General features: G+C 68.6%; 26 protein-coding genes. 13 read left to right on the top strand and 13 right to left on the bottom strand.

Annotated features, from left to right (window positions below):
• A complete protein-coding gene (locus KL771_RS07145) occupies positions 1-552 on the bottom strand; it encodes a hypothetical protein (protein ID WP_261967860.1) in 552 nt (183 codons plus the stop codon).
• 121 nt (positions 553-673) lie between these two features.
• On the opposite strand from KL771_RS07145, the gene KL771_RS07140 reads away from it, so the two are divergent.
• Positions 674-1,780 carry a class I SAM-dependent methyltransferase gene (locus KL771_RS07140; protein ID WP_261967859.1) on the top strand — a complete coding sequence of 369 codons (1,107 nt, stop codon included), beginning with the start codon at positions 674-676 and terminating at the stop codon, positions 1,778-1,780.
• Between the two features lie 12 nt (positions 1,781-1,792).
• Here the strand turns inward: KL771_RS07140 and KL771_RS07135 are convergent, their stop codons facing one another.
• Positions 1,793-2,239, bottom strand: a complete 447-nt coding sequence (locus KL771_RS07135; protein ID WP_261967858.1) for a GFA family protein — start codon at positions 2,237-2,239, stop codon at positions 1,793-1,795.
• Positions 2,240-2,310: 71 nt separating this feature from the next.
• Here KL771_RS07135 and pgeF point away from each other — a divergent pair, with 71 nt between their 5' ends.
• From pgeF to KL771_RS07100, 7 genes are all read left to right on the top strand, one after another.
• The gene (gene pgeF, locus KL771_RS07130) at positions 2,311-3,078 is read left to right on the top strand and encodes a peptidoglycan editing factor PgeF (RefSeq protein ID WP_261967857.1); all 768 of its coding nucleotides are present in this window, start codon (positions 2,311-2,313) and stop codon (positions 3,076-3,078) included.
• Positions 3,079-3,115: 37 nt separating this feature from the next.
• Complete coding sequence (locus KL771_RS07125; protein WP_261967856.1) at positions 3,116-4,270, top strand: M24 family metallopeptidase; 1,155 nt, start codon at positions 3,116-3,118, stop codon at positions 4,268-4,270.
• A 105-nt stretch (positions 4,271-4,375) separates the two neighbouring features.
• On the top strand, positions 4,376-4,930 hold the full coding sequence (locus tag KL771_RS07120; RefSeq protein WP_261967855.1) for a hypothetical protein: 555 nt from the start codon (positions 4,376-4,378) through the stop codon (positions 4,928-4,930).
• Positions 4,931-5,154: 224 nt separating this feature from the next.
• Positions 5,155-6,087: a ribose-phosphate pyrophosphokinase gene (locus KL771_RS07115; RefSeq protein WP_261967854.1), complete on the top strand. Its 933-nt coding sequence runs from the start codon at positions 5,155-5,157 to the stop codon at positions 6,085-6,087.
• Between the two features lie 55 nt (positions 6,088-6,142).
• Complete coding sequence (locus tag KL771_RS07110) at positions 6,143-6,814, top strand: TetR/AcrR family transcriptional regulator (protein WP_261967853.1); 672 nt, start codon at positions 6,143-6,145, stop codon at positions 6,812-6,814.
• Between the two features lie 109 nt (positions 6,815-6,923).
• Positions 6,924-8,414, top strand: a complete 1,491-nt coding sequence (locus KL771_RS07105) for a DUF1800 domain-containing protein (protein ID WP_261967852.1) — start codon at positions 6,924-6,926, stop codon at positions 8,412-8,414.
• A 5-nt stretch (positions 8,415-8,419) separates the two neighbouring features.
• On the top strand, positions 8,420-9,664 hold the full coding sequence (locus tag KL771_RS07100) for a DUF1501 domain-containing protein (protein WP_261967851.1): 1,245 nt from the start codon (positions 8,420-8,422) through the stop codon (positions 9,662-9,664).
• Between the two features lie 54 nt (positions 9,665-9,718).
• Here the strand turns inward: KL771_RS07100 and KL771_RS07095 are convergent, their stop codons facing one another.
• From KL771_RS07095 to KL771_RS07085, 3 genes are all read right to left on the bottom strand, one after another.
• Entirely contained in the window at positions 9,719-11,095 is a 1,377-nt protein-coding gene (locus tag KL771_RS07095) for an ATP-binding protein (RefSeq protein WP_261968088.1), read from the bottom strand.
• 31 nt (positions 11,096-11,126) lie between these two features.
• A complete protein-coding gene (locus KL771_RS07090) occupies positions 11,127-11,834 on the bottom strand; it encodes a response regulator (RefSeq protein WP_261967850.1) in 708 nt (235 codons plus the stop codon).
• A 106-nt stretch (positions 11,835-11,940) separates the two neighbouring features.
• Positions 11,941-12,504, bottom strand: coding sequence for a MarR family winged helix-turn-helix transcriptional regulator (locus tag KL771_RS07085; protein ID WP_261967849.1), 564 nt, complete (start codon positions 12,502-12,504; stop codon positions 11,941-11,943).
• A gap of 330 nt (positions 12,505-12,834) precedes the next feature.
• Between KL771_RS07085 and KL771_RS07080 the strand changes: the two genes are divergently transcribed.
• From KL771_RS07080 to KL771_RS07070, 3 genes are read left to right on the top strand one after another with little or no spacing between them, the layout of a single operon-like run.
• The gene (locus KL771_RS07080) at positions 12,835-13,722 is read left to right on the top strand and encodes a branched-chain amino acid aminotransferase (protein WP_261967848.1); all 888 of its coding nucleotides are present in this window, start codon (positions 12,835-12,837) and stop codon (positions 13,720-13,722) included.
• 41 nt (positions 13,723-13,763) lie between these two features.
• Complete coding sequence (locus tag KL771_RS07075) at positions 13,764-14,063, top strand: BrnT family toxin (protein ID WP_261967847.1); 300 nt, start codon at positions 13,764-13,766, stop codon at positions 14,061-14,063.
• The gene (locus KL771_RS07070) at positions 14,017-14,301 is read left to right on the top strand and encodes a hypothetical protein (protein ID WP_261967846.1); all 285 of its coding nucleotides are present in this window, start codon (positions 14,017-14,019) and stop codon (positions 14,299-14,301) included. Before KL771_RS07075 ends, KL771_RS07070 begins: the two co-directional genes overlap by 47 nt.
• A gap of 2 nt (positions 14,302-14,303) precedes the next feature.
• Here KL771_RS07070 and KL771_RS07065 read toward each other — a convergent pair whose 3' ends face one another.
• The 8 genes from KL771_RS07065 to uvrC form a co-directional block, all read right to left on the bottom strand.
• Positions 14,304-14,687, bottom strand: coding sequence for a hypothetical protein (locus KL771_RS07065; protein WP_261967845.1), 384 nt, complete (start codon positions 14,685-14,687; stop codon positions 14,304-14,306).
• Positions 14,684-15,160 carry a molybdenum cofactor biosynthesis protein MoaE gene (locus tag KL771_RS07060; protein ID WP_261967844.1) on the bottom strand — a complete coding sequence of 159 codons (477 nt, stop codon included), beginning with the start codon at positions 15,158-15,160 and terminating at the stop codon, positions 14,684-14,686. The genes KL771_RS07065 and KL771_RS07060 overlap by 4 nt, the downstream gene beginning before the upstream one ends.
• A gap of 7 nt (positions 15,161-15,167) precedes the next feature.
• Positions 15,168-15,419: a molybdopterin converting factor subunit 1 gene (gene moaD, locus KL771_RS07055; RefSeq protein ID WP_261967843.1), complete on the bottom strand. Its 252-nt coding sequence runs from the start codon at positions 15,417-15,419 to the stop codon at positions 15,168-15,170.
• 3 nt (positions 15,420-15,422) lie between these two features.
• On the bottom strand, positions 15,423-15,995 hold the full coding sequence (gene pgsA, locus KL771_RS07050) for a CDP-diacylglycerol--glycerol-3-phosphate 3-phosphatidyltransferase (protein WP_261967842.1): 573 nt from the start codon (positions 15,993-15,995) through the stop codon (positions 15,423-15,425).
• 110 nt (positions 15,996-16,105) lie between these two features.
• Positions 16,106-17,188: a hypothetical protein gene (locus KL771_RS07045; protein WP_261967841.1), complete on the bottom strand. Its 1,083-nt coding sequence runs from the start codon at positions 17,186-17,188 to the stop codon at positions 16,106-16,108.
• Entirely contained in the window at positions 17,185-17,451 is a 267-nt protein-coding gene (locus tag KL771_RS07040; protein ID WP_261967840.1) for an acyl carrier protein, read from the bottom strand. The genes KL771_RS07045 and KL771_RS07040 overlap by 4 nt, the downstream gene beginning before the upstream one ends.
• A complete protein-coding gene (locus KL771_RS07035) occupies positions 17,448-18,455 on the bottom strand; it encodes a cytochrome P450 (RefSeq protein ID WP_261967839.1) in 1,008 nt (335 codons plus the stop codon). The genes KL771_RS07040 and KL771_RS07035 overlap by 4 nt, the downstream gene beginning before the upstream one ends.
• Positions 18,456-18,550: 95 nt before the next feature.
• The gene (gene uvrC, locus KL771_RS07030; protein ID WP_261967838.1) at positions 18,551-20,473 is read right to left on the bottom strand and encodes an excinuclease ABC subunit UvrC; all 1,923 of its coding nucleotides are present in this window, start codon (positions 20,471-20,473) and stop codon (positions 18,551-18,553) included.
• Positions 20,474-20,921: 448 nt separating this feature from the next.
• Between uvrC and KL771_RS07025 the strand changes: the two genes are divergently transcribed.
• Positions 20,922-21,530, top strand: a complete 609-nt coding sequence (locus KL771_RS07025; protein WP_054360617.1) for an outer membrane protein — start codon at positions 20,922-20,924, stop codon at positions 21,528-21,530.
• 186 nt (positions 21,531-21,716) lie between these two features.
• Positions 21,717-22,385, top strand: a complete 669-nt coding sequence (locus KL771_RS07020; protein ID WP_261967837.1) for an outer membrane protein — start codon at positions 21,717-21,719, stop codon at positions 22,383-22,385.
• Positions 22,386-22,458 lie beyond the last annotated feature (73 nt).

Below are 22,458 nucleotides of genomic sequence, written 5' to 3'. Positions count from 1 at the left end.
TTAGGCCGGGTTCGACCGGTGGAGCGACATCAGTTCGTCGATCTGCTCGCGCGGCGGGGTGCGGTGGGGCAGGAACAGCGCAAGGCTGCCGACCTCATGCTCGAGGCGGCCGACTTGCTCCATGACGTGGTAGTTCGGCCGCGGCCGGTAGTCGTGCACCAGGATGTGCGCGTCGCGCTTCGCACGCCGCAGGATCTGCAGGAAGCAGGCGATCCGGAAGCGCCCGTCGACCAGATAGAGGTCGAAATCCGTCCGACCGAGCCGGCCCCACGGCTCCTTGTGATAGGCCGGCCAGGACTTGCGGGTCGTGCCGTCGCTCGGGTAGCCCAGCCCGCGGACCGGCCCGATATCGACCAGGATCGGATGGATGCGCTGGCGACCGTCGCCGGCTTCGCGCAGCACCCGGCCGATCCAGAGCGGGTCGCTCTCCACCGTCGCGACCTTCTCGACCATCTGGCTGGCCAGAACGGTGCTGCCGCCCGAGCCGAACTCCATATAGCGCCGTGCGAGACGGAGTTCCGCCTTGAAGAAGGCCAGTTCAGGCGATGACATCCGAACTTTCATGATACCCGCTCAATTGCGTAGGATTGAGCCGTCGTATCAGTCTATCCTGACCGTCACCCGACGGAAGCATGCCAGTCGTACGAACTGAGAGGAGCTTTCGCCGCGGGCCATGACCAGTCCGAGCCAGACCGCCAGTCCGACCCCGCTCGAGCACCGGATCAAGGCGCAGATCCGGCTGGCCGGCCCGATGTCGATCGCCGACTACATGGCGATCGCGCTCGGCGATCCGGAACACGGCTACTACATGGCGCGCGAGGTCTTCGGCGCGGGCGGCGACTTCGTCACCGCGCCGGAGGTGAGCCAGATGTTCGGCGAACTGATCGGGCTGTGGGCGGTCGATGCCTGGCTGAAGCTCGGCCGGCCCGATCCGGTTCGGCTGGTCGAACTCGGCCCCGGCCGCGGCACCCTGATGGCGGATGCCGTGCGGGCGGCCCGGGTGCGGCCGGACTTCATCGCCGCCGCGCGCCTGCATCTGGTCGAGACCTCGCAGCGCCTGCGCGCGCGCCAGCGCCAGACGCTCGCCGCCGCGCCGCTTGTCCCCCACTGGCACGATCGCGCCGACGAGGTGCCCGAAGGCCCGGCAATCGTGGTCGCGAACGAATTCTTCGATGCCCTGCCGATCCGGCAGTATCAGCGCAGCCAGGGCCTCTGGCGCGAGCGGGTGGTCGGGCTCGATGCCGAGGGCGCCTTGCAGATCGGCCTCGGGACCGGCCTGCTGCCGGTCGAGGCGGTGCCGGCCCGGCTGCGCGGCGCGCCCGACGGCTCGGTCCTGGAGACCAACGCGGTCGCGGCGGCCGTGATGGAAGGGCTTGCCGGCCGCATCCGCCGCGACGGCGGGTTCCTCCTGGCGATCGACTACGGCTATCGCGAGACCGCGATCGGCGACAGCTTCCAGGCGGTGCGCGCCCATGCGCCCGTCGATCCGCTCGCCCGCCCGGGCGAGGCGGACCTGACCGCGCATGTCGATTTCGAGGCCCTGGCCGGCGCGGCGCGGCGGGCCGGCGCCACGGTGTTCGGGCCGCTGCCGCAGGGCGATTTCCTGCTCCGCCTCGGCCTCGCCGAGCGCGCCGGCCGCCTCGGCGCCGACAAGGACCAGGCGACCCGCGAGCGCATCACCGCCGAGGTCACCCGCCTGGTCGCAGCCGACGAGATGGGCGACCTGTTCAAGGCGATGGCGATCGCCGCGCCCGGACTGGTGCCGGCGCCCTGGGGGTGATCGGCGGCCGGTTCAGTGATGCGCACCGTCGACCCAGCGGATCGTCAAGGCGCCGGACTCCGCTGCCGGGACGCATCGGAGGTTGATCCCGCGGAGGGCGGAACCGTCCGGCCTGTCGTCGCGCATGAACACGGTGGTGCCGCAGAGGTTGCAGGAGAAATGCCGGTTGGGATGCCGATGAAAGCGGTATTGGCCGATGTCGTTCGCCCCGGAGTGCAAGGTGAAGCACGCATCCGGAACGAAGGTCAGCAGGATGTCCATCTGCCGGCAGCGCTGACAGGGACAGGCGACAGCCGTCTGCGGCAATTCCGCCGCGACCGAGAAGGTGACCGTCCCGCAGCGGCAGCGCCCTTGATAGCTCATGCCAACCCGCCCCTCCGGATCGCTCCCCGCAAGTATCGACGATGTGGCGGCGCCCGTCGCCCGGTCAACCGTCGCGCCCGTGATACCTGCCGTCATTTGACGACCCGCCCTCGGATCGGCACCATCCGGCCGCTTCGGCCCCCGGGCCTGCCGACCAGGAGAGCTTCGTGATCCGTGCCCCCGCCCTCGATGCCCTGCCGGGCATCGCCCACGGCTATTTCACGCGCCAAGGCGGCGTCTCGACCGGCATCTACGGGAGCCTGAATATCGGCCTCGGCTCGGCCGACGACCGCGAATCGGTGATTGAGAATCGCGGCCGCGTCGCCGACCGGCTCGGCGTGGCGCGCGACCGGTTGGCCATGCCCTATCAGATCCATTCCCCCGACGTGATTGTGGTCGAGGACAGCTGGGGTCCCGGCCAGGGCCCGAAGGCGGATGCCGTGGTGACTGCGCGGCCGGGTGTCGCGGTCGGCGTCTCGACGGCCGATTGCGGGCCGATCCTGTTCGCCGACGCCGAGGCGCGTGTCGTCGGTGCCGCGCATGCCGGCTGGAAGGGCGCCTTCGGCGGCGTGCTGGAGGCGACGCTCGACGCCATGCAGGGGCTCGGCGCGCGGCGCGACCGGATCGTCGCCGTGCTCGGCCCGACCATCTCGGCGGCCGCCTACGAGGTCGGCCCGGAATTCGTCACCCGCTTCGTCGCGGCCGATCCCGACAATGCCGGCCATTTCCGGCCGTCGGACAAGCCGGACCACGCCATGTTCGACCTGCCGGCCTATATCGTCCGGCGGCTTCGTTCCGCCGGCGTGGCGCAAGCCGAGAATCTCGATCTCTGCACCTATGCCGACGAGGCGCGGTTCTTTTCCTACCGGCGCATGACTCATCGCGGCGAGCCGGACTACGGCCGCCTCGTCTCGGCCATTACGATCCGTCCCTGACCTCCGGACGGCCCCTCATCGATTACGGGAGAACGCCATGGCTTTGCATTTCAGCCGGGACGAATTCGCTGCCCGCGAGGCCCGCACGCTCGAGGCCATGAAGGCGCGCAAGCTCGACGCGATGCTGATCTTCGCCCAGGAATCGAGCTACTGGCTGACCGGCTACGACACCTTCGGCTTCTGCTTCTTCCAGTGCCTGGTGCTGAAGTCCGACGGCCGCAAGGCGCTCCTGACCCGCTCGGCCGACCTGCGCCAGGCGCGCCATACCTCGATCATCGAGGATATCCGCATCTGGGTCGACCGCGGCGAGGCGAGCCCGATCGTGCAGCTGAAGGACATGCTGTTCGATCTCGAATTGCTCGGCTGCCGGCTCGGTGTCGAATACGACACCCACGGACTGACCGCCCGCAACGGCCGCCTGTTCGACGACAATTTGTCGACCTTCGCCGATCTGGTCGATGCCTCGGATCTGATCCCGGCCCTGCGCGCGGTCAAGTCGCCGGCCGAGATCGTCTATGTCCGCGAGGCGGCCCGGCTTGCCGATCTCGCCTACGAGGCGGCGCTGGCGGAGATCCGCCCGGGCGCCGACGAGGGCCGCATCCTGTCGGCCATGCAGGGCGCGATCTTCGACGGCGGCGGCGACTATCCGGCCAACGAGTTCATCATCGGTTCCGGCGCCGACGCGCTGCTCTGCCGCTACAAGGCCGGCCGCCGGGCGCTGTCCGAGCGCGACCAGATCACCCTCGAATGGGCCGGCGTCTACCGCCACTACCACGTCGCCATGATGCGCACCGTCTGCACCGGCGAACCGACCGACCGGCACCGCGAACTGCACGAGGCCGCCGTCGCCGCGCTTGCCGCGGTCGAGGCGGAGCTTCGGCCCGGCCGGACCTTCGGCGACGTGTTCGATGCCCATGCCCGGGTCTTCGACGAGCGTGGCCTGTTCGAGCACCGGCTGAATGCCTGCGGCTATTCGCTCGGTGCCCGCTTCACGCCGAGCTGGATGGACATGCCGATGTTCTATCGCGGCAATCCGGCGCCGATCCTGCCCAACATGGTTCTGTTCACGCATATGATCCTGATGGATTCCGCGACCAACACGGCCATGTGCCTCGGCCGCACCTGCCTGACCACCGAGGCCGACCCGGAGCCGCTGTCCGTCGCCTCGCTCGATCTGATCTCCCGGACATGACGGCGGCACCCAAAGGCGGGCGCCGGAGTTCTGGACCGCGCGGCAAGTGGGTTGTAGAGATGTCCGGCCGAGCCTGCCGTCCGTCGATCCGAGGGTGATGCCATCATGACCGCGTCCTTCCGCCCGCCGAACCGCCGGCGCGCCCTCGGACTGATGTTGGCTCATGGCGCCGCATGGGCGGCTGCGGCGGTCCTGCCGGCCGCGCTGATGACGGTCGGTCCGGCGGCCTCGGCCCTCGATTTCTCCGGTGCGGCCGCCCCGCTGCCACCGCATCCGAGTTCGCCGGCGGCCGACGGCGTCCGGCTGCTGGTCCTGCCCTTCGAGGGCATTCCGACCACGACCGGCGACGCCATCTATCGTGAAATGCGGCGCAAGGCGTCCAAGCGCAAATATTCGCTGGCCATGCAGCTGAGCGATCCGGCGAGCTTCCGGGTGCTGATCTATTTCAGCGCCGTGACCACCGGTTCGGGCACTACCATCCTCTATCGGATCGACATCTTCGACCCGGCCGGCCGTCCGGTGACCCGTCTGTTCGGCGAGGAACTCGGCCCTACCGCGACCGGCGATCCCTGGTCGGGCGTCGACAAGAAGACCGTCGAACATCTTGCCGGCCGTCTCGGCGAGCAACTGCAGGCCTGGGTCACCCGCTCGTCCGACTGACCCGGCCGGACGGTCCCGACCTCCGCATCGACGCCGATCGGCTGTTGCCCGGCGGCGGCATGGCTGTTTTCCTCCGCTTTCAGGGCTCCCGCAACGTCGCGACGGTTTACGCAGGCGAACGGGGTTGCTATGAGGCCCGCGCCGGGCGGGCCTTTCGACGCCGAAGGAAAGCGATCCACCGCGACCGGCCATGCGGCCGACGGCCGGTTCAGAGGGCAGGTTCCATGAAACTCGTGTGCGGCAATTCGAACCGCAGTCTCGCTGAAGCCATCGGCAACTATCTTGAGGTTCCGCTGTCGAATTGCCTGGTGCGCCGCTTCGCCGACCAGGAAATCTTCGTCGAGGTGCAGGAGAATGTCCGCGGCGAGGACGTCTTCGTGATCCAGTCGACGAGCTATCCGGCCAACGACCACCTGATGGAGCTGTTGATCATCACCGACGCGCTGAAGCGCTCGTCGGCTAAGCGGATCACCGCCGTGCTGCCCTATTTCGGCTATGCGCGCCAGGATCGCCGTGCCTCCGGCCGCACGCCGATCTCGGCCAAGCTGGTCGCCAATCTGATCACCCATGCGGGCGTCAACCGCGTCCTGACCCTCGACCTGCATGCCGGCCAGATCCAGGGCTTCTTCGACATTCCGACCGACAATCTCTATGGCGCGCCGGTGATGATGCGCGACATCAAGGAGCGCTACCCGCTCGACAACACGGTCGTGGTCTCGCCCGACGTCGGCGGCGTGGTGCGCGCCCGCGCGCTCGCCAAGCGCATCGATGCCCAGTTGGCCATCGTCGACAAGCGGCGCGAGCGGCCGGGCGAGTCCGAAGTCATGAACGTCATCGGCAATGTTGACGGCCGGTCCTGCATCCTGGTCGACGACATCGTCGATTCCGGCGGCACCCTGGTCAATGCGGCGGAAGCGCTGCTCGCACGCGGCGCCAAGGACGTGACCGCCTACATCACTCACGGCGTGCTGTCCGGCGGTGCCGTGGCCCGCATCGCCCAGTCGCGGCTGAAGGAACTGGTCATCACCGACTCGATCCAGCCGACCGAGGCCGTCAAGGCGGCGCCGAACATCCGCGTCATCTCCATCGCCCCGCTGATGGGCGAGGCGATCGCCCGCACCGCGCAGGAAAAGTCGGTCTCCAGCCTTTTCGACTGAGCCCTGTTTCCGCCCGGATCGACGCCCTATTCTGGCGTCGACCGAGGAGGACGCCATGGCCAGCGAGAAGCAGAAGCAGAAGATCGTCGAAGCGCTGCTGGCGCTGTGCGCCGAGCGCGATTTCGCGCGGATCGGGCTCGCCGAGATTGCCGCCGGGGCGGACGTGACGCTCGCCCAATTGCGTGCCGCCTATGACGGCAAGATGGCCATCCTGGCCGATTTCGCCCGGCGCATCGATGCCGCGGTGCTGGCCGGCGACGATCCCGGCATGGCCGGCGAGCCGGCGCGCGAACGCCTGTTCGACGTGGTCATGCGTCGGTTCGACGCGCTGACGCCGCACAAGGCCGGTGTGGCCGGACTGATGAAGGCCGCGCGGCGCGATCCGTTGCTGGCTGCCGCCCTGAACCGGATCGCACTGACCTCGCAGCGCTGGATGTTGACCGCGGCCGGCCTCGACCGCGGCGGCCTGCCCGGTCTGGCGCGGGCCCAGGCGCTGGCGCTCGCCTATGCGCAGGTGCTGCCGGTCTGGCTCGAAGAGACCGATCCCGGCCTGCCCAAGACCATGGCGGCGCTCGACACCCAGCTGAAGCGACTGGAGCGGGCCGGCGCGATGCTCGGCCGCGTCGAATCGGCGCTCTGCCGCCTGTCGGGACGCCGGCGCGCAGCCGAGGCGCCGATCGCGCATCCAGACGGCGGCGCGGAGGCTGCGGTATCGGCCGCCGGCTGACCGCCGGCAAGGGCGACCGGCTGACCGCCCGCGCCACGTCCTGGCCATTCTGCGGCCGGTTTTTCCGGCGAGGCTCGCCGCCGATCGTCGCCCAGCCGAGGAGAACCGGATGGTCCAGCCAACCGATCCGCTCGTCGCCGCCAATCGCTTCGGGCTCGGCCCGCGGCCCGGCGAGCTTGCCCGCATCGCCGCCGACCCGCGTGGTCATGTCGAGGCACAACTCGCTGACCCGACCGCGGCGCGACTGACCGCTCCAGACCTGATGGCGTCCGACCGGGCCATGCGCGCATCGCGCGCGGCCGAGCGCGTCCGGCAGGCCGAGCGGGCCCGCGTCGCCGAGGCGGGGTCTGCCGCGGGCGGCAAGGCGCCTCCGGGGCCGTCGCCGGCGGCCGTTCCGGCGATGAACCGCAATCCGGCTCCCGCCATGGCCGCCGGTCCGGCGCCCGCCATGATGGCCGACGGCAAGCCGGCCGCCGCCGCCAAGCCGGCACTTCCGATCGAGGCCGAGATCTTCCGCCAGGAGCAGATCGCGCGGTTGACGCGCTTCTGCGACACCGCGACGCCGCTCCTGGAGCGGCTGGTCCTGTTCTGGTCAAACCATTTCGCGGTCTCCGAGACCAAGGGCAACCCGGTCAGGGTCACGGTCGGCGCGATGGAGCGCGAGGCGATCCGCCCGCATGTGCTCGGCCGCTTCGCCGACATGCTGAAGGCGGTCGAGACCCATCCGGCCATGCTGGTCTATCTCGACAACAACCAGTCGGTCGGGCCGCAATCGCTCAACGGGCGCAATTCCAAGCGCGGCCTCAACGAGAATCTCGCCCGCGAGATCATGGAGTTGCACACGCTCGGCGTCGCCGGCGGCTATGCGCAGGCCGACGTGACCGCGCTTGCCCGTGTGCTGACCGGCTGGACGGTCGCCAATCCGGACGAGGACGATTTCCACGGCGGACGCTTTGCCTTCGCGCCGGGACGGCACGAGCCCGGCACCCATCGGGTGGTCGGGCGGGACTATCCGGAGAGTGGCCACGTGCAGGGCCTGGCGGTGCTCGACGATCTCGCCCGCCATCCGGCGACGGCGCGCCATCTCGCCTTCAAGCTCACCCGCCATTTCGTCGACGATCAGCCGCCGGCCGACCTGGTCGAGCGGCTCGCCCGGGTCTGGCGCGACAGCGACGGCGATCTGGCCGCCGTCACGCGGGCGCTCGTGACGGCGCCGGAGGCCTGGCACGCGAAGGCCGGGAAGCTGCGTGCGCCGATCGAATTCGTGGTCGCGATGCAGCGGGCGATCGGCCGGCCGGCCGATGTCGGGGTCGCCAACGGGGCGCTCGTCGCGCTCGGTCAGCCGACCTGGGCGCCGCCCGGCCCGGACGGCTGGTCCGACGAGGCGGCCGCCTGGGCCTCGCCGGCGGGGCTCTCGACCCGGCTCGATCTCGCCGTCCAGTTCGCCCGCCATGCCGGCGACCGCGAGCCGGCCGGCCTCGCCGCCGACCTGTGGGGCGCGGCACTGCCTGAGGCGACGCGCGTCGCGATCCGGCGGGCGGAGAGCCGCCAGCAGGCGATCGCCCTGTTGTTCGCCAGCCCTGAATTCCAGCGGAGGTGATCACGATGCCCGATCCGACCTGCCCGGATGCCGCCTTCGCCCTGTCCCGCCGCGGCTTCCTCGCCGGCGCGGCGACGCTGTCCGTATGGCCCTTCCTGCCACGCTTCGCCGCCGCCGCGCCGGGCGGGCGCGATCCCCGCCTGATCGTGGTCGTGCTGCGCGGCGCCATGGACGGCCTCTCGGCGGTCGCCCCGGTCGGCGATCCCGCCTATGCGGCGCTGCGCGGCACCATCGCGCTCGGCCTCGACGGCCCCAATCCGGCGCTCGGCCTCGACGGTTTCTTCGCGCTGCATCCGGCCATGCCGACCTTCGCCCGGCTCTACAAGGCCGGCAAGGCGATGGTGGTGCATGCGGTCGCCTCGCCCTATCGCGAGCGGTCGCATTTCGACGGCCAGGACGTGCTCGAAAGCGGGCTCGGCGGCGTCGGCCGGACCGACAGCGGCTGGCTCAATCGCGCATTGCAGGTCCTGCCGGCCGGCGAGCGCATCGTCCGGGCTGGCGGCCTCGGCGTCGGCACCATGACGCCGCTGATCATGCGCGGCGCCGCCCCGGTGCTCGGCTGGTCGCCCCAGGTGCTGCCGCAGGCGAGCGACGATTTCGCCGCCCGCGTGCTCGATCTCTATCGCCACACCGACGGCGGGCTGGCCGAGACGCTGGAGCGCGGCCTCGCCACCGACAAGCTCGCCGCCCAGGCCGGGATGGGCGAGGCCCGATCGCGCGCGGGGGCGGCGACCGCGGAGGGCATGAAGCTGGTCGCGGCCGGTGCGGCCCGCCTGCTCGCCGCCGCCGATGGTCCGCGCCTCGCCGCGCTCTCCTTCGACGGCTGGGACACGCATGCCAACGAGGGCGGCGCCACAGGGCGCCTCGCCCAGTTGCTCGGCGGGCTCGACGGCGCCTTCGCGGCCCTGGAATCCGGCCTCGGCCCGGCCTGGCGCGACACGGCGGTGTTGGTGGCGACCGAATTCGGCCGTACCGCCGCGGTCAACGGCACGGTCGGCACCGACCACGGCACGGCGACGGTCGCCTTCCTGGCCGGCGGCGCCATCAAGGGCGGCCGCATCCTGACCGACTGGCCGGGCCTCAGGCCGGCCGATCTCTACGAGGCGCGCGACCTGAAGCCGACCACCGACCTGCGCGCCATCGCCAAGGGCCTGCTCGCCGACCACCTCGGCCTGTCGCGGACGCTGCTCGACACGTCCGTGTTCCCGGACAGCGCCGCCGTAGCCCCGACATCCGGGCTGATCGGATAGATCATCCTGGAATGCGGACCACCGCGCGCAGCCCGCCGAGCGGGCTGCTCGGTTTCAGCCGGGAATGCGGATCACCGCGCGCAGCCCGCCGAGCGGGCTGCTATCCAGCTTCACGTCGCCGCCATGGCCGCGGATGATGTCGCGCGTGATGGCGAGGCCGAGCCCGGTGCCGCCCTCGTCCTGGTTGCGTGCCTGGTCGAGCCGGTAGAAGGGGCGGAACACGTTCTCGCGCTCCGCCTCCGGCACGCCGGGGCCGTCATCGTCGATCGCGACGGTCAGGTAGCCGCGGGCGTGGCGCGCGGTCACCTCGACGCGCTCGGCGTAGCGGCAGGCATTGCCGACCAGATTGCCGAGCGCGCGCTTGAACGCATTCGGCCGCACGATCACCAGCGGCGGCCCGTCGAAGCTCTGGCGCACCGTGAAGCCGGCGCGGTCCGCCTCGATCTCGATGGCGCGCAGCATCTCGGCCATGTCGGTCGGCACGGCCTCCTCGTCGCCTTCCCCGCGCGCGAAGGCCAGATAGGCCTCCAGCATGGCCTGCATCTCGGCAATGTCGCCTTCCAGCGCCTCGATCTCGGGACCCGATCCCAGAAAAGCCAGTTGCAGGCGGAAGCGGGTCAGCACCGTGCGCATGTCGTGGCTGACGCCGGCCAGCATGGTGGTGCGCTGCTCGATCTGGCGCTCGATGCGCCGGCGCATGGCCAGGAAGGCCTCGGCCGCCTTGCGCACCTCGCGCGCGCCGCGCGGGCGGAAATCCGGCGGCGGGCGGCCCTTGCCGAAGCTCTCGGCCGCCGCGGCGAGCTGCTGGATCGGACGGATCTGGTTGCGCAGGAACAGGATGGCGATACCGAGCAGGACCACCGAAGTGCCGACCATCCAGAGCAGAAAGATGTGGGTGTTGGAGGCATAGGCCTGCCCGCGCCGGGCCAGAACGCGCAGCACCTTGTCGGAGATCTGGATGCGGATTTCGATCAGGTCCGAACGGCCGACCGTATCGATCCAGAACGGTCGCTTGATCAGCCGCACGATCTCCTCCGAAAGCGCCGTGTCGAGCAGCGAGAAGAAGGGCTTCGGCATGGGCGGCGGCAGGGGATCGTTGGGCAGCACCGCGATCGAGAGCGAGAAGTCGCGTCGCGCGATCTCGGTGATCCGGTCGTAGTTGGCATCCTGCGGAAAGGACTCGATCACCGCGATGGTCGCCGCGATGTCGCGGGTCACGGCTTCAGACAGTCGCCGCGTCACCAGCTGCCAGTGCCGCTCCATGAACACATAGGCGACCACGGTCTGCAGGATCAGCATCGGCAGCACGACGATCAGCAGGGAGCGGGCATAGAGGCCCTTGGGCATGCGGTCGGCCACGGCGCGGGCGACCCGGCGCCACAGGCCGGCCGCGCTCCTGGCGGCCCCCGAGGCCGTCCTGACCAGCCGCATGGTGCTTTTGCCGATCGCCGACATGACGCCGTCAATCGGTCACGAGGCGATAGCCCAGCCCGCGCACGGTCTGCAGATAGACCGGGTTGGCGGGATCGGCCTCGATCTTGCGCCGGAGGCGGTTGATCTGCACATCGGCCGTCCGGTCGCCGAGACTGTTGTCCGAGCCGACGATCTCGTGGCGGGGGATGGTCTCGCCGGGCCGCTCGGCGAAGATGCGCATCAGCTGTCGCTCGCGGTCGGTGAGACGGATCGGATCGTCGCCGCGGCGCAATTCCTGGCGCTCGAGGTGGAACGAGAAGGCGCCGAAGCGCACTTCGCCGCTCTTCGGCTTGGCCGCCGACGAACCGCGCTTCAGGATATTGTTGATGCGCAGGATCAGTTCGCGCGGGTCGAACGGCTTGGCGACATAGTCGTCGGCGCCGAGTTCCAGGCCGCGGATGCGGTTGTCGGTCTCGGTGCGCGCGGTCAGCATCAGGATCGGCACCTCCGAGGTCCGGCGGATCGCGGCGGTCAGGTCCATGCCGCTCTCGCCGGGCATCATCACGTCGAGGATCAGGAGGTCGAAATCGAAGGCCTCCAGCTTGCGCCGCGCCTCGGCGGCACTTTCGGCGACGGTGACGCGGAAGCCCTGGTCGCCGAGATAGCGCGACAGCAGGGTGCGGATGCGGCTGTCGTCGTCGACGACGAGCAGATGCGGGGCCTCGTCGGCCAGCGGTGCCGGGCGCGGCGTTTCCATCAGGCGGTCTCCGGCGCGGGATGCGGGCGGACGAGACGTCCGGACGCCCGCGGTGCGCGCATTGGGTCTCGTTCGGGGGCAGGGCGGGACCGGAGTGGCGGTCGCGTCATGTCCGTGCGACGAAGCGTGCCGTCTCGGCGCGCTCCTCGGCATTGATCATCAGGCGCAGGAACTCCCGGGCGGCGGCGGCGCCTTCGGGGCCGAGCGCTGCGAGGGCCGCGGCGATGCGGGTCGATTGCGGCGCGGCCAGTCGCAGCGCCAGGTCCCGGCCGCGCGCCGTGGCGAACAGCAGGCGCTGCCGCCGATCGCTTTCGCCGGTCTGCTGCTCGACATAGCCGGCCTCGATCAGTTCCCGCAGCACCCGCCCGAGGCTCTGCTTGGTGATCTTCAGGATGTTCAGAAGCTCGGCGACCGGCATGCCGGGATTGCGGTTGACGAAATGCAGCACCCGGTGATGCGCGCGCCCGAAATCGAACGCGTCCAGGATCGCGTCGGGGTCGCCGATGAAGTCGCGATAGGCGAAGAACAGGAGTTCGATCATCTCCCATTGCGGCTCGCCGGCCGTCGGGGCCGATACGGCGGCACCGGCATCTGGGCCGCTGCCGTCGATCGCCGCGGCGGCGGTCCGATCGGGCGCGGAGGCTGTCGTCGAGAAATTTATGTCAGCCATATTGACTTATTTCGTTCCATTCGTTACTTCCGGCGGCGTCTCGACGAAAGGATCGTGCCCGAGGCCGGCCAGGCCGGTCGGTCGCGGCCGGGCCGTCGATCCCCGGCGGAGGGCCCGGAAGGGCAATCCCGCGGGTGGCGCGACGGTCGTCGTCGGTGCAAGATATCGGCAGGCCGTCCGCAAAGCAAAGCGCGGGCCGAAGGGCAAGGGCCCCGGCTCGGGAGGAGCCGGCGCCGGACCGCGTCCGATCCCGCGCAAGGCCGTCATGGCCCGGCGGAACGGATCGGCCACCCGACGGCGGCAGGCGACAACAAGGATCCGGAGAACGACATGGCACTGCCTTTCGATCAGCTCGACGGCGTCATCTGGTACGACGGTCACTTCGTGCCGTGGAAGGACGCCAAGGTGCATGTGCTGACCCACGGCCTGCACTACGGCTCCTGCGTGTTCGAAGGGCAGCGTGCCTATGGCGGCGTGGTCTTCAAGCAGACCGAACATCATGAGCGCCTGCACAACTCCGCCGAGATCCTGGGCTTCAAGCTGCCCTATTCGGTCGACGAGCTGAACCGCGCCTGCGAGGAACTGCTCGTCCGCATGGGCCTGGTCGACGCCTATGTGCGCCCGGTCGCCTGGCGTGGATCGGAGATGATGGGCGTGTCGGCCCAGTCCAACACGATCCATGTCGCCATCGCGGCCTGGCAGTGGCCGAGCTACTTCAAACCGGAAGAGCGCGCCCGCGGCATCCGCCTGGACATCGCCGAATATCGCCGCCCGGACCCGGCCACCGCGCCGTCGAAATCGAAGGCCGCCGGCCTCTACATGATCTGCACGATCTCCAAGCATGCCGCCGAGAACAAGGGCTATGCCGACGCGCTGATGTGGGACTACGAGGGCTATGTGGCCGAGGCCACCGGCGCCAACGTGTTCTTCGTCCAGGACGGCAAGCTGCACACCCCGCTCGCCGACCGCTTCCTCAACGGCATCACCCGCCAGACCGTGCTCGACCTCGCTCGCCGCCGTGGCATCGAAGTGATCGAGCGCCGCATCAAGCCGGAGGAACTGTCCGGCTTCACCGAATGCTTCCTGACCGGCACCGCCGCGGAAGTCACGCCGGTGTCCGAGGTCGGCCCCTACACGTTCAAGCCCGGCGAGATCACGCTCGGCCTGATGAACGACTATTTCGCCGAGGTCCAGCCGAAGCGCGCCGCGGCGGAGTGATGGTCAGGTGGTAAACGAGATCGACGGCGGAGGTGGGACCGATGGCACCGCCTCCGCCGGGATTTGAGTGGGATCCCGAGAAAGCCCGGCTCAATGCGGCCAAGCATGGGATCTCTTTTGAACTGGCTGTCACGATCTTTGATGGTTGGGTTTTCAGTTTCGATGATGACCGCTTCGACTACGGCGAAGTTCGCGTGACAGCCTATGGGCTGTGCCGCGGAGTCGAAATCATGGTAGTCTATACGGAGCGGAGTGACAGGCGCCGTGTGATCTCGGCGCGGCGGGCAACCAGATATGAGCGAAACCAATATTGGGAGGCCTATCGGGACGCACACGGATGAGGCGTGGAATCGATTTCGCGATCTCTCGGATGAAGAGATCCGGGCAGCCATCGCCGATGATCCCGATACCTACGAGCCGTCGCCGGAGATGCTGGCGAACGCCCGTCGCCAGTTTGCGAAGACCGTGACGGTGCATCTCGATCGGGCTCTGGTCGAGCGCCTGGGGGCCGGACCGGATCTCGACGACCGTATCAACACCATTCTGCGCGAAGCGCTCGAGCGGCTGGACGCAGCTTGACCCTACGAACGCGCCTTGGCGCGGCCGATCTTCGCGCCCAGCACGAAGCCGGCGATCAGGCCGAGCGGGGCGAAGTAGAGGAAGGGCACGTAGGCACAGAAGCCTTCGAAGCAGCTTGTGCCCATCATGGCGGTGAAGCCGAAGCCGGCCAGCGTGAAGACCAGTCCGCCGATGACCATGAACAGGATGCCATAGCCGAGCGCGGCGCGGATCTCGCGCAGGCTCTCGACGGTGACCGGCGGACGCTCCTGGCCGGGAGGCTTGGCCCCGTCGCCGAGGGCCATGCGGGCATCGGGCCCCGGCATGCCGCCGCCGCGCGGCGCGTCGTCGGGCGCTGCCGTCGTGGACCCGGCCGAAGCGCTGGTGGCGCGGTCGTCCGCCGTCACGGCGCCTCTCCGCCCCAGCGCGCCGCGGCCGCGTCGTCGGCCTCGCGCGCGTCGACCCACCCGCCCTCGCGGCCGTCGGCATGGTGCTCCTTCTTCCAGAAGGGGGCGCGGGTCTTCAGGAAGTCCATCAGGAAGGCGGCGGCTTCGAAGGCGGCCTGTCGGTGCGACGACGTGGCGACGACCAGCACGATCGGGGCGCCGGGGGCAATCTTGCCGTATCGGTGGATTGCGGCGAGCCCGAGCACCGGCCAGCGCGCCGCCGCCGCCTCGGCGACCCGCCGGATCTCGGTTTCGGCCATGCCCGGATAGTGTTCGAGTTCGAGTGCCGCCAGACTGCCGCCCTCGGAGCGGCACAGGCCCTGGAAGGTCACGACCGCCCCGACATCGGTCCGCCCGGCCCTCAGCAGGGCGACCTCGGCCTCGGAATCGAACGGCTCGGCCTGGACACGGATGGTGATCGGGATCGCCGCCATGGCCGCCTCAACCGCCCGTCATGGGCGGGAACAGCGCGATTTCGCGTGCCCCTGCAATGTCTTCGGTCTGGCGGACATGCATCTGGTCGACGGCCAGCCGGATCACGTCCGGGCGCTCCAGGGCGTGGTCATATTCCTCGCCGCGGGTCTTCAGCCAGGCCAGCAGGTCGGCCCCGGTCCTGACATGCGCCGGCAGGTCCACGGTCTCCTCGGTCTTGCCGATCCGCTCGCGCACCCAGGCGAAATAGAGAAGCCGCAAGGCTCAATCCTCGATCAGATGGCCGATCCCGGCCCGGAAGTAGTCGTAGCCGGTATAGAGGGTGAGGATGGCGGAAATCCAGAGCAGGACGATGCCGATCTCGACCGTGTAGGGGAGGATGCGCTCGCCGGACGAGCCGACGATCAGGAAGCCGATCGCGACCAGCTGGGCGGTGGTCTTCCATTTGGCGAGCCGGGTGACCGGCACGCTGACCCTGAGTTCGGCCAGGAATTCGCGCAGGCCCGAAACGAGAATCTCGCGGCACAGGATGATCACGGCCGCGATCACGGTCCAGCCGGCGATGGTGCCGTCGTCGGTCAGGATGAGGAGGCACGACGCGACCAGCAGTTTGTCGGCGATCGGGTCGAGCATGCGTCCGAGCGCGGATTGCTGCTGCCAGGCGCGCGCCAGATAGCCGTCGAAGAAGTCCGTGATCGCCGCCGCAGCATAGATGGCGAAGGCGACCCAGCGCGACGTGAAGGTCGGCAGTTCGGGGAGGGTGAAGCAGGCCACGACCAACGGCACGGCAGCGATTCGCCCAAAGGTCAGGATGTTGGGCAGGTTCCATGCCGACATTCCCGGCGCACTCCTGCTGTCGGGGCCTTCCGGCTCAAGGCCGGTCCTGACGGAGAGAACATGGCCCGAGGCTCCCCGTCAACGCCGCCGTAGCGCAGGTCCGCCCGGCTTCAGGTCGCGTCGGATCGGGGAGGCTTGCGCGCGGGCTTGGATGCCAGTCCGATCCGGCGGGCCAGCCGGCGCCAGAAGCGGACGAAGGCAGACGGCGCCGGCCTGTCCTTGACCGTCGCCATTCTCTTCGGGCTCGCTTCGACCGCCGGCTTCTCCTGAGGTTTCGGCTTCGGAGTCTCCTGCGGCCTCGCCGGCTCGGAAGCGACCGGGTCCGTGTCGGGCGTGAAGTGCAAAAGCTCGCCCAGCAGGCCGGGCAGCCGGCCGTCCCGCCACATCGCAGACAACGGATTGTGTCCGGCCTCGTCCGGGATCGGCCGGAGTCGCGCACCGAAATGCTCGCCGAGCCAATAGGCCACCTTCGAATCGGTACGGTTCAAGGCACTGAACACCGCCAGGGTCGGGGGTGTCCGGCCGGCCATGCAGGCGCAGAGCGGATCGAAGGCCTCGGTCGGCCGCCCGACCTTGAGCCGGTTGATGTGCCAGGGCGTCGCTGCGGAAATGGCGACCACCTCCTCGACTCCCCCGAGCAATCCGTAGCGGATGGCCGGAAGCCCACCCATCGAGGTCCCGATCGCCACATGCCGGCGGTAGCGGTCCGGCCGGAGGTCGGCGTTCAGGCGCCGGACCAGGTCGGGGAAGCTGTCGGCATAGTCCACCGTTCCGGCGACGAAATGATCATGGCCGGGATCGTAGCAGATCACGAGATCGAAGAGTTCCGCCGGCAGGGTCTGCAGCAGAACCAGATTGGGCAACATCAGCCGCGGCTTCAGGCCGGTGAAGGCGACCAGGAGGGTCTTCCGGTCGTCCGGCACGGAGGAATCGGCGAATTTCAGGACATGAGGCCCCAGCGGGTGCCGGGCATAGGGTTGTGCGTTCCGGGCGGTAATATGCTTGGTCACCTGCCGGTTGCGGTAGTGCGGCAGCACCTCCGGAAGGATCTCCGCCAGCAGATCGCCGAGCGCGAGATATTCGTGCGGGGTGAGGGCATCGTCCGCCTCCGCGAAGCGGACGGCGAGTTCCGATGGCGTCCGGGCCGCCTTGAACCGGGCTATATAGGCTGGAAGGGCGAAGGCGTCGCTCACGCGGCCTCGAGGCGGCCTGCGACATGGTCGACGAAGGCCGACAGGGTGTCGAGCCGGCCCAGCACGGCCGGATCGAGTTCGAGCCCCGTTGCGGTCTCGATCTCCATGCACCATTCGATCCCGGTCAGGCTGTCGAGCCCGAGTTCGGACAGCGCCACATCGCCGGCGGGGTCGTTCAGCCGCGTCGAAAGTCCGCTGTTGTCGAACGTTCCCATCGCCTTCTGGAGGGCATCGACTACGATCTGCCGGGCTTCGATGCTCATTCGTCGATCCTTACGAGAAAGCGAACAGGATAGGCGAAGACCTCGTCTTCGCGCAAAGCGTAGTCGACGATCTCCACCCGGGTCGTGGTCTCCGCGAAGACTTGCCCGATGCAGCGCCAGATGTCGAGGGACAACGGTCGGCCAAGGCAGGTATGCGCGCCGACGCCGAAAATCTTGGCCCGATCGCGTGTTTCGCCGGTCTGCGTGAAGGGGGCGAGGAAAACCCGGAACTTCTCGCCGATCGCAAAAGTCCTGCCGGCGATCTCGACCGGCTCGACAACGAAGCGTTCCGTATACGGCACACCGGTGTCCGGCATCATCTCCGGAAAGGCGACGGCCGCCAACGGAACCGGCCCGGCTTCCTTCAGCAGCGCGTAAAGGCTGGTGCCGAGCGAGCCGGTCAGGGCGTCGCGCCCGAGAATCAGCAGCGCCATGCTCCGGCCGACATCGTCGCTGCCGGGATCCTGGCCGAGCACGTCGGCGATATGTTGGCGCAGGCGGCCCATTTCGGCTTCCATGCGCCGGCGCCGCGCCATGCCGACGCCGCGTCCGAAGATCTGCGATGCGGTCGGGGCCTGATCGGCGCCAATGTCGTCGAGGCCGGTCACCGCCGACAGAAGGTCGATCACGAAGGGCTCGATGACGGCCTGCATCAGGTCGATCGTGCCCGGCTGCTTCAAGGCACCGAAATGGCGGGCGACCAGGGCCGGTGCGACGGCATCGAGCGGCCCGCGGCGGGTGGCGAGGTGGCCGGCGATGCCGCGCCGGGCCTTGGCGTGTTCGGCGGCGTGGAGGCAGAGCGGGATATGCGAGTAGGCGAAGCGCAGGTTGTCGAAGGCGACGCCGAAATGCTCGCCAAGCTTGCGGTAGAGTTCGCCGTAAGGCGGCGCCGACAGGCCGGGATGGGCGAGCACGGTCTCCGCGAGCCCGGTGGATTCGACCATCCAGGCCTGGAGACCCTCGTCCCAGCGCAAGCCACATTCCACTTCCGCGATATCGCCCATGATTGCCTCTCGCCGTCGGTTCCTTATTAGCTGACCGGGAGTGGGATCGGAAGCGCCGCGCATTGCTCGGGCCGTGTCCGGCAACCCGTTACGGGTCACGCATCCTCATGGAAATGATCGTGGATTGCCTCGGCGAGGCTTTCCGAAATGCCGTCGACCTGCATCAGATCCTCCATGGCGGCCTTCGAGATCGCCTTGATGGTGCCGAAATGGCGCAGCAGGGCGCGCTTGCGGGTCGGGCCGACGCCGGCAATCTCGTCGAGCGCCGATTGGCCGATTGCCTTGGAACGCTTTGCACGATGGGTGCCGATGGCGAAGCGATGCGCCTCGTCGCGCAGGCGCTGCACGAAATAGAGCACGGCGTCGCGCTCCGGCAGCATGAAGTCGGGCCGGCCGGGGATGAAGAATCGCTCGCGCCCGGCATCCCGATCCGGTCCCTTGGCGATGCCGACCAACGGCACGTCCTCGAGGATGCCGAGATCGGCGAGAACCTGGCGGGCGGCCTCCAACTGGCCCTTGCCGCCATCGACGAAGACCAGATCCGGCCAGGCCCCGAAGCCCTGCTCGTCGCGTGGCGCTTCGGCCTTAGCACCAGCTTCGCGCACCAGGCGTGCGAAACGGCGGGTCAGCACCTCGCGCATCATGCCGTAGTCGTCGCCGGGCGTCAGGTCGGTCGAGCGGATGTTGAACTTGCGGTACTGGTTCTTCACGAAGCCGTCGGGCCCGGCCACGATCATGGCGCCGACCGCGTTCGTCCCCATGATGTGGCTGTTGTCGTAGACCTCGACCCGCTTGGGCGCCTCGGCAAGGCCGAAGGCGGTCCCGAGCCCGGCGAGCAGGCGCGCCTGGCTGGACGATTCGGCCAGCCGGCGCCCGAGCGCCTCGCGGGCGTTGAGCAGGGCGTGCTCGACCAGGTCCTTCTTCTCGCCGCGCTTGGGCACCGCGACCTCGACCCGCGCGCCGGCACGTTCGCACAGAGCCTGCTCCAGCAGTTCGCGCTCCTCGAGATCGTGGCTGAGCAGGATCAATCGCGGCACCGGCTTGTCGTCGTAGAACTGGGCGACGAAGGATTCCAGGATCTCCGCCTCGGACAGCGACTTGTCGGCGCGCGGGAAATAGGCCCGGTTGCCCCAGTTCTGGCCGGTGCGGAAGAAGAATACCTGGATGCAGGTCTGCGCGCCTTCATGGTGGGCGGCGAAGACATCCGCCTCCTCCACGGTCTGCGGATTGATGCCCTGGTGCGACTGGACGTGGCTCAATGCGGCCAGCCGATCGCGGCAGACGGCAGCGCGCTCGAAATCGAGCGCATCGGACGCCTGCTCCATGGCGGCGGCCAGATCCGCCTTCACGGCCTGGCTGCGCCCCGACAGGAAGGCCTTGGCCTCGGCGACCAGTTCGGCGTAGCCGGCGGCGTCGATCTCGCCGGTGCAGGGGGCGGCGCAGCGCTTGATCTGGAACAGCAGGCAGGGGCGGGTGCGGGTCTCGTAGACGGAATCCGAGCAGGTTCGGATCAGGAAGGCCTTCTGCAGGGCATTGATCGTGCGCCCGACGGCGCCGGCCGAGGCGAAGGGGCCGAAATAGCTGCCCTTGCGCTTGCGCGCGCCGCGATGCTTGACAAGCGACGGCGCCGCATGATCTTCGGCAACGAGAATATACGGAAAGCTCTTGTCGTCGCGCAGAAGGACGTTGAACCGCGGCCGCAGCCGTTTGATCAGGTTGGCTTCCAGCAGAAGCGCCTCGGTCTCCGTCCGGGTCTGGACGAATTCCATGGTCGACGTCTCGCGGATCATGCGCAGGATGCGCGCCGACAGGCCGGCGCCGCGGGCGTAGTTGGAGACGCGCTTCTTCAGGTTCCGCGCCTTGCCGACATAGAGCACGTCGCCCTTGCGGTCGATCATGCGATAGACGCCCGGCTCGTTGGGCAGGCGCTTGACCAGATCGGCAATGACCTCGGCCCCATGGGCCGCGGTTGCCGGTTCGGTCGTCTCGGAGGGGGCGGGCTCTTCGGTCATGGGCATCTTGGTCGCGCCGGACCGGATTCGGGCGGCGAGGGAGCGTCTGGTCGGCTCCTTCTATATGGCCCGTCCGCGGCTGCAAGACACGCCCGGCCCTGCGTCAGGCGCAGTTCCTTAACGGCGGAGCCGTGTTGGCGGACCTCACATGATCGTGACCAGCTGTCAAATGTTGAGGAAATGTTATCAGAGCTCCATTCTTCTGCCGCATTCGGTAACGAACGTGGCGAAGTCGTGACTAAGTCAGGAACCAAGTGACGACTTCACGGTTTGTTAGTCTCATGTGTGTCATGACCGTGATATGCCATCCCGAGACGCGAGGGAACTCGGCGGGGCGTATGGTTAACGTGGGGTTAGCCACGCGCATCCATGGAGTTGTTGCAAATTTGCACTCGTGCCACGTCGCGGGCTGTGCCTATAGTCGCGACATCGAAATCTGGTGGGAGTACTGAAAATGATGAAGTTTCGTCTGCTCGGCGCGGTGCTGGGTCTGGCCCTGACAGCCGGAGCCGCCTCTGCCGCGGACCTCTATCGCGCTCCGGCGCCGGTCGCCGTTCCGGTGGCCCCGACCCTGCTGCCGGCCTATATGTGGACCGGCGCCTATGTCGGTCTGCAGACCGGCTACGGCACGGGCGATGTCGGCAAGCTGAAGTCGGACCCGAACGGCTGGCTCGCCGGCGTTCATGCCGGTGCCAACTGGCAGATGAACATGCTGGTGGCCGGCATCGACGGCAGCTGGTCCTGGAGCAACATGAGCTCCAAGTCGGCCGACATCAATTGGACCGGCGACGTCCGCGGCCGCCTCGGCGTCGCGTTCGACCGCTTCCATGTGTTCGGCACCGCCGGCTTCGCTTTCGCCGACGTGGACGCCGGCGTGAAGAAGAAGAACAGCGGCCGCGTCGAGACCGGCTGGACCGCGGGTCTCGGTGCCGAATACGCGATCACCAACAACTGGATCGCCGGCGTCGAGTACAAGTATGCGGATTACGGCAAGATCGGTGGCAAGGGCGGCGCCGACCTGAGCACCAACGTGTTCCAGGTCCGTCTCAGCTACAAGTTCTGATTCGGAATTCCGGATCGGTTGCTGACTGCGAAGGGGGTGGCGGAAACGCCGCCCCCTTTTTATGCCGAGAATGGGCGCCCGCCGGTTGGTTGGCGATGCAGTGTTGCCATCCTGCACTTGCGCAGTCTGTCATCTCTGTCAGTCTGTGAAGCGAGAAATCCACGATTCTTCGGGTGCGAGGCCGTTATGATGAAGCGTTTCCTGTCCGGTTTGGCCATGCTGGCCGCATCGACCGCCCTGGCCAGTGCCGCCGATCTCGGCGTCAAGCCGGTCGTCGTGCCGGTCACGCCGACCCTGGTGTCGGCCTATACCTGGAGCGGGCTCTATGTCGGCGCCCAGGTCGGCTACAGCTGGAATGCCGACGACTGGCGCAACGTTCCGGGCGGCCCGAATGCCGAGGGATGGCTGGCCGGCGGCCATGTCGGCTACAACATGCAGTTCAACATGCTGGTGGTCGGCGTCGAAGGCAGCCTGGCCTGGTCGAACGCCAGCGGTTCTGGCCGCTGCGGCCCGGGCAACATTTTCCGCTGCGGCACCGATCACAACTGGACCGGTGATCTGCGCGCCCGCGCCGGTCTGGCGGCCGATCGCGCTCTGTTCTACGTCGCCGGCGGTATCGCGGCGGACGAAGTTGAAGCGTCGGCCAAGCTCCTGGTGTTCCCGGGCGGTTCGGCTTCGAAGAAGGAAACCATGGTCGGCTACACCATCGGTGGCGGCGCCGAGTTCGCGGTGACCAACAACTGGATCCTGGGCGCGGAGTACAAGTACTCCGATCTCGGCACGTTGAACTTCAACGGCGCCAAGATCGATGTCGTGACCCACAAGGCCGTGGTCCGGGCCAGCTACAAGTTCTGATCGATCGCGGGGGCGATGGAATGTTGAGGCCGGCGCTTGCGCCGGCCTTTGCATGTCTGAGGCTCTGGGGCAG

Source organism: Prosthecodimorpha staleyi, from assembly GCF_018729455.1.
Classification (GTDB): domain Bacteria; phylum Pseudomonadota; class Alphaproteobacteria; order Rhizobiales; family Ancalomicrobiaceae; genus Prosthecodimorpha; species Prosthecodimorpha staleyi.
The sequence above is the reverse complement of the archived record's forward strand: the minus strand, read 5'-3'. Positions and strand labels throughout refer to the sequence as shown.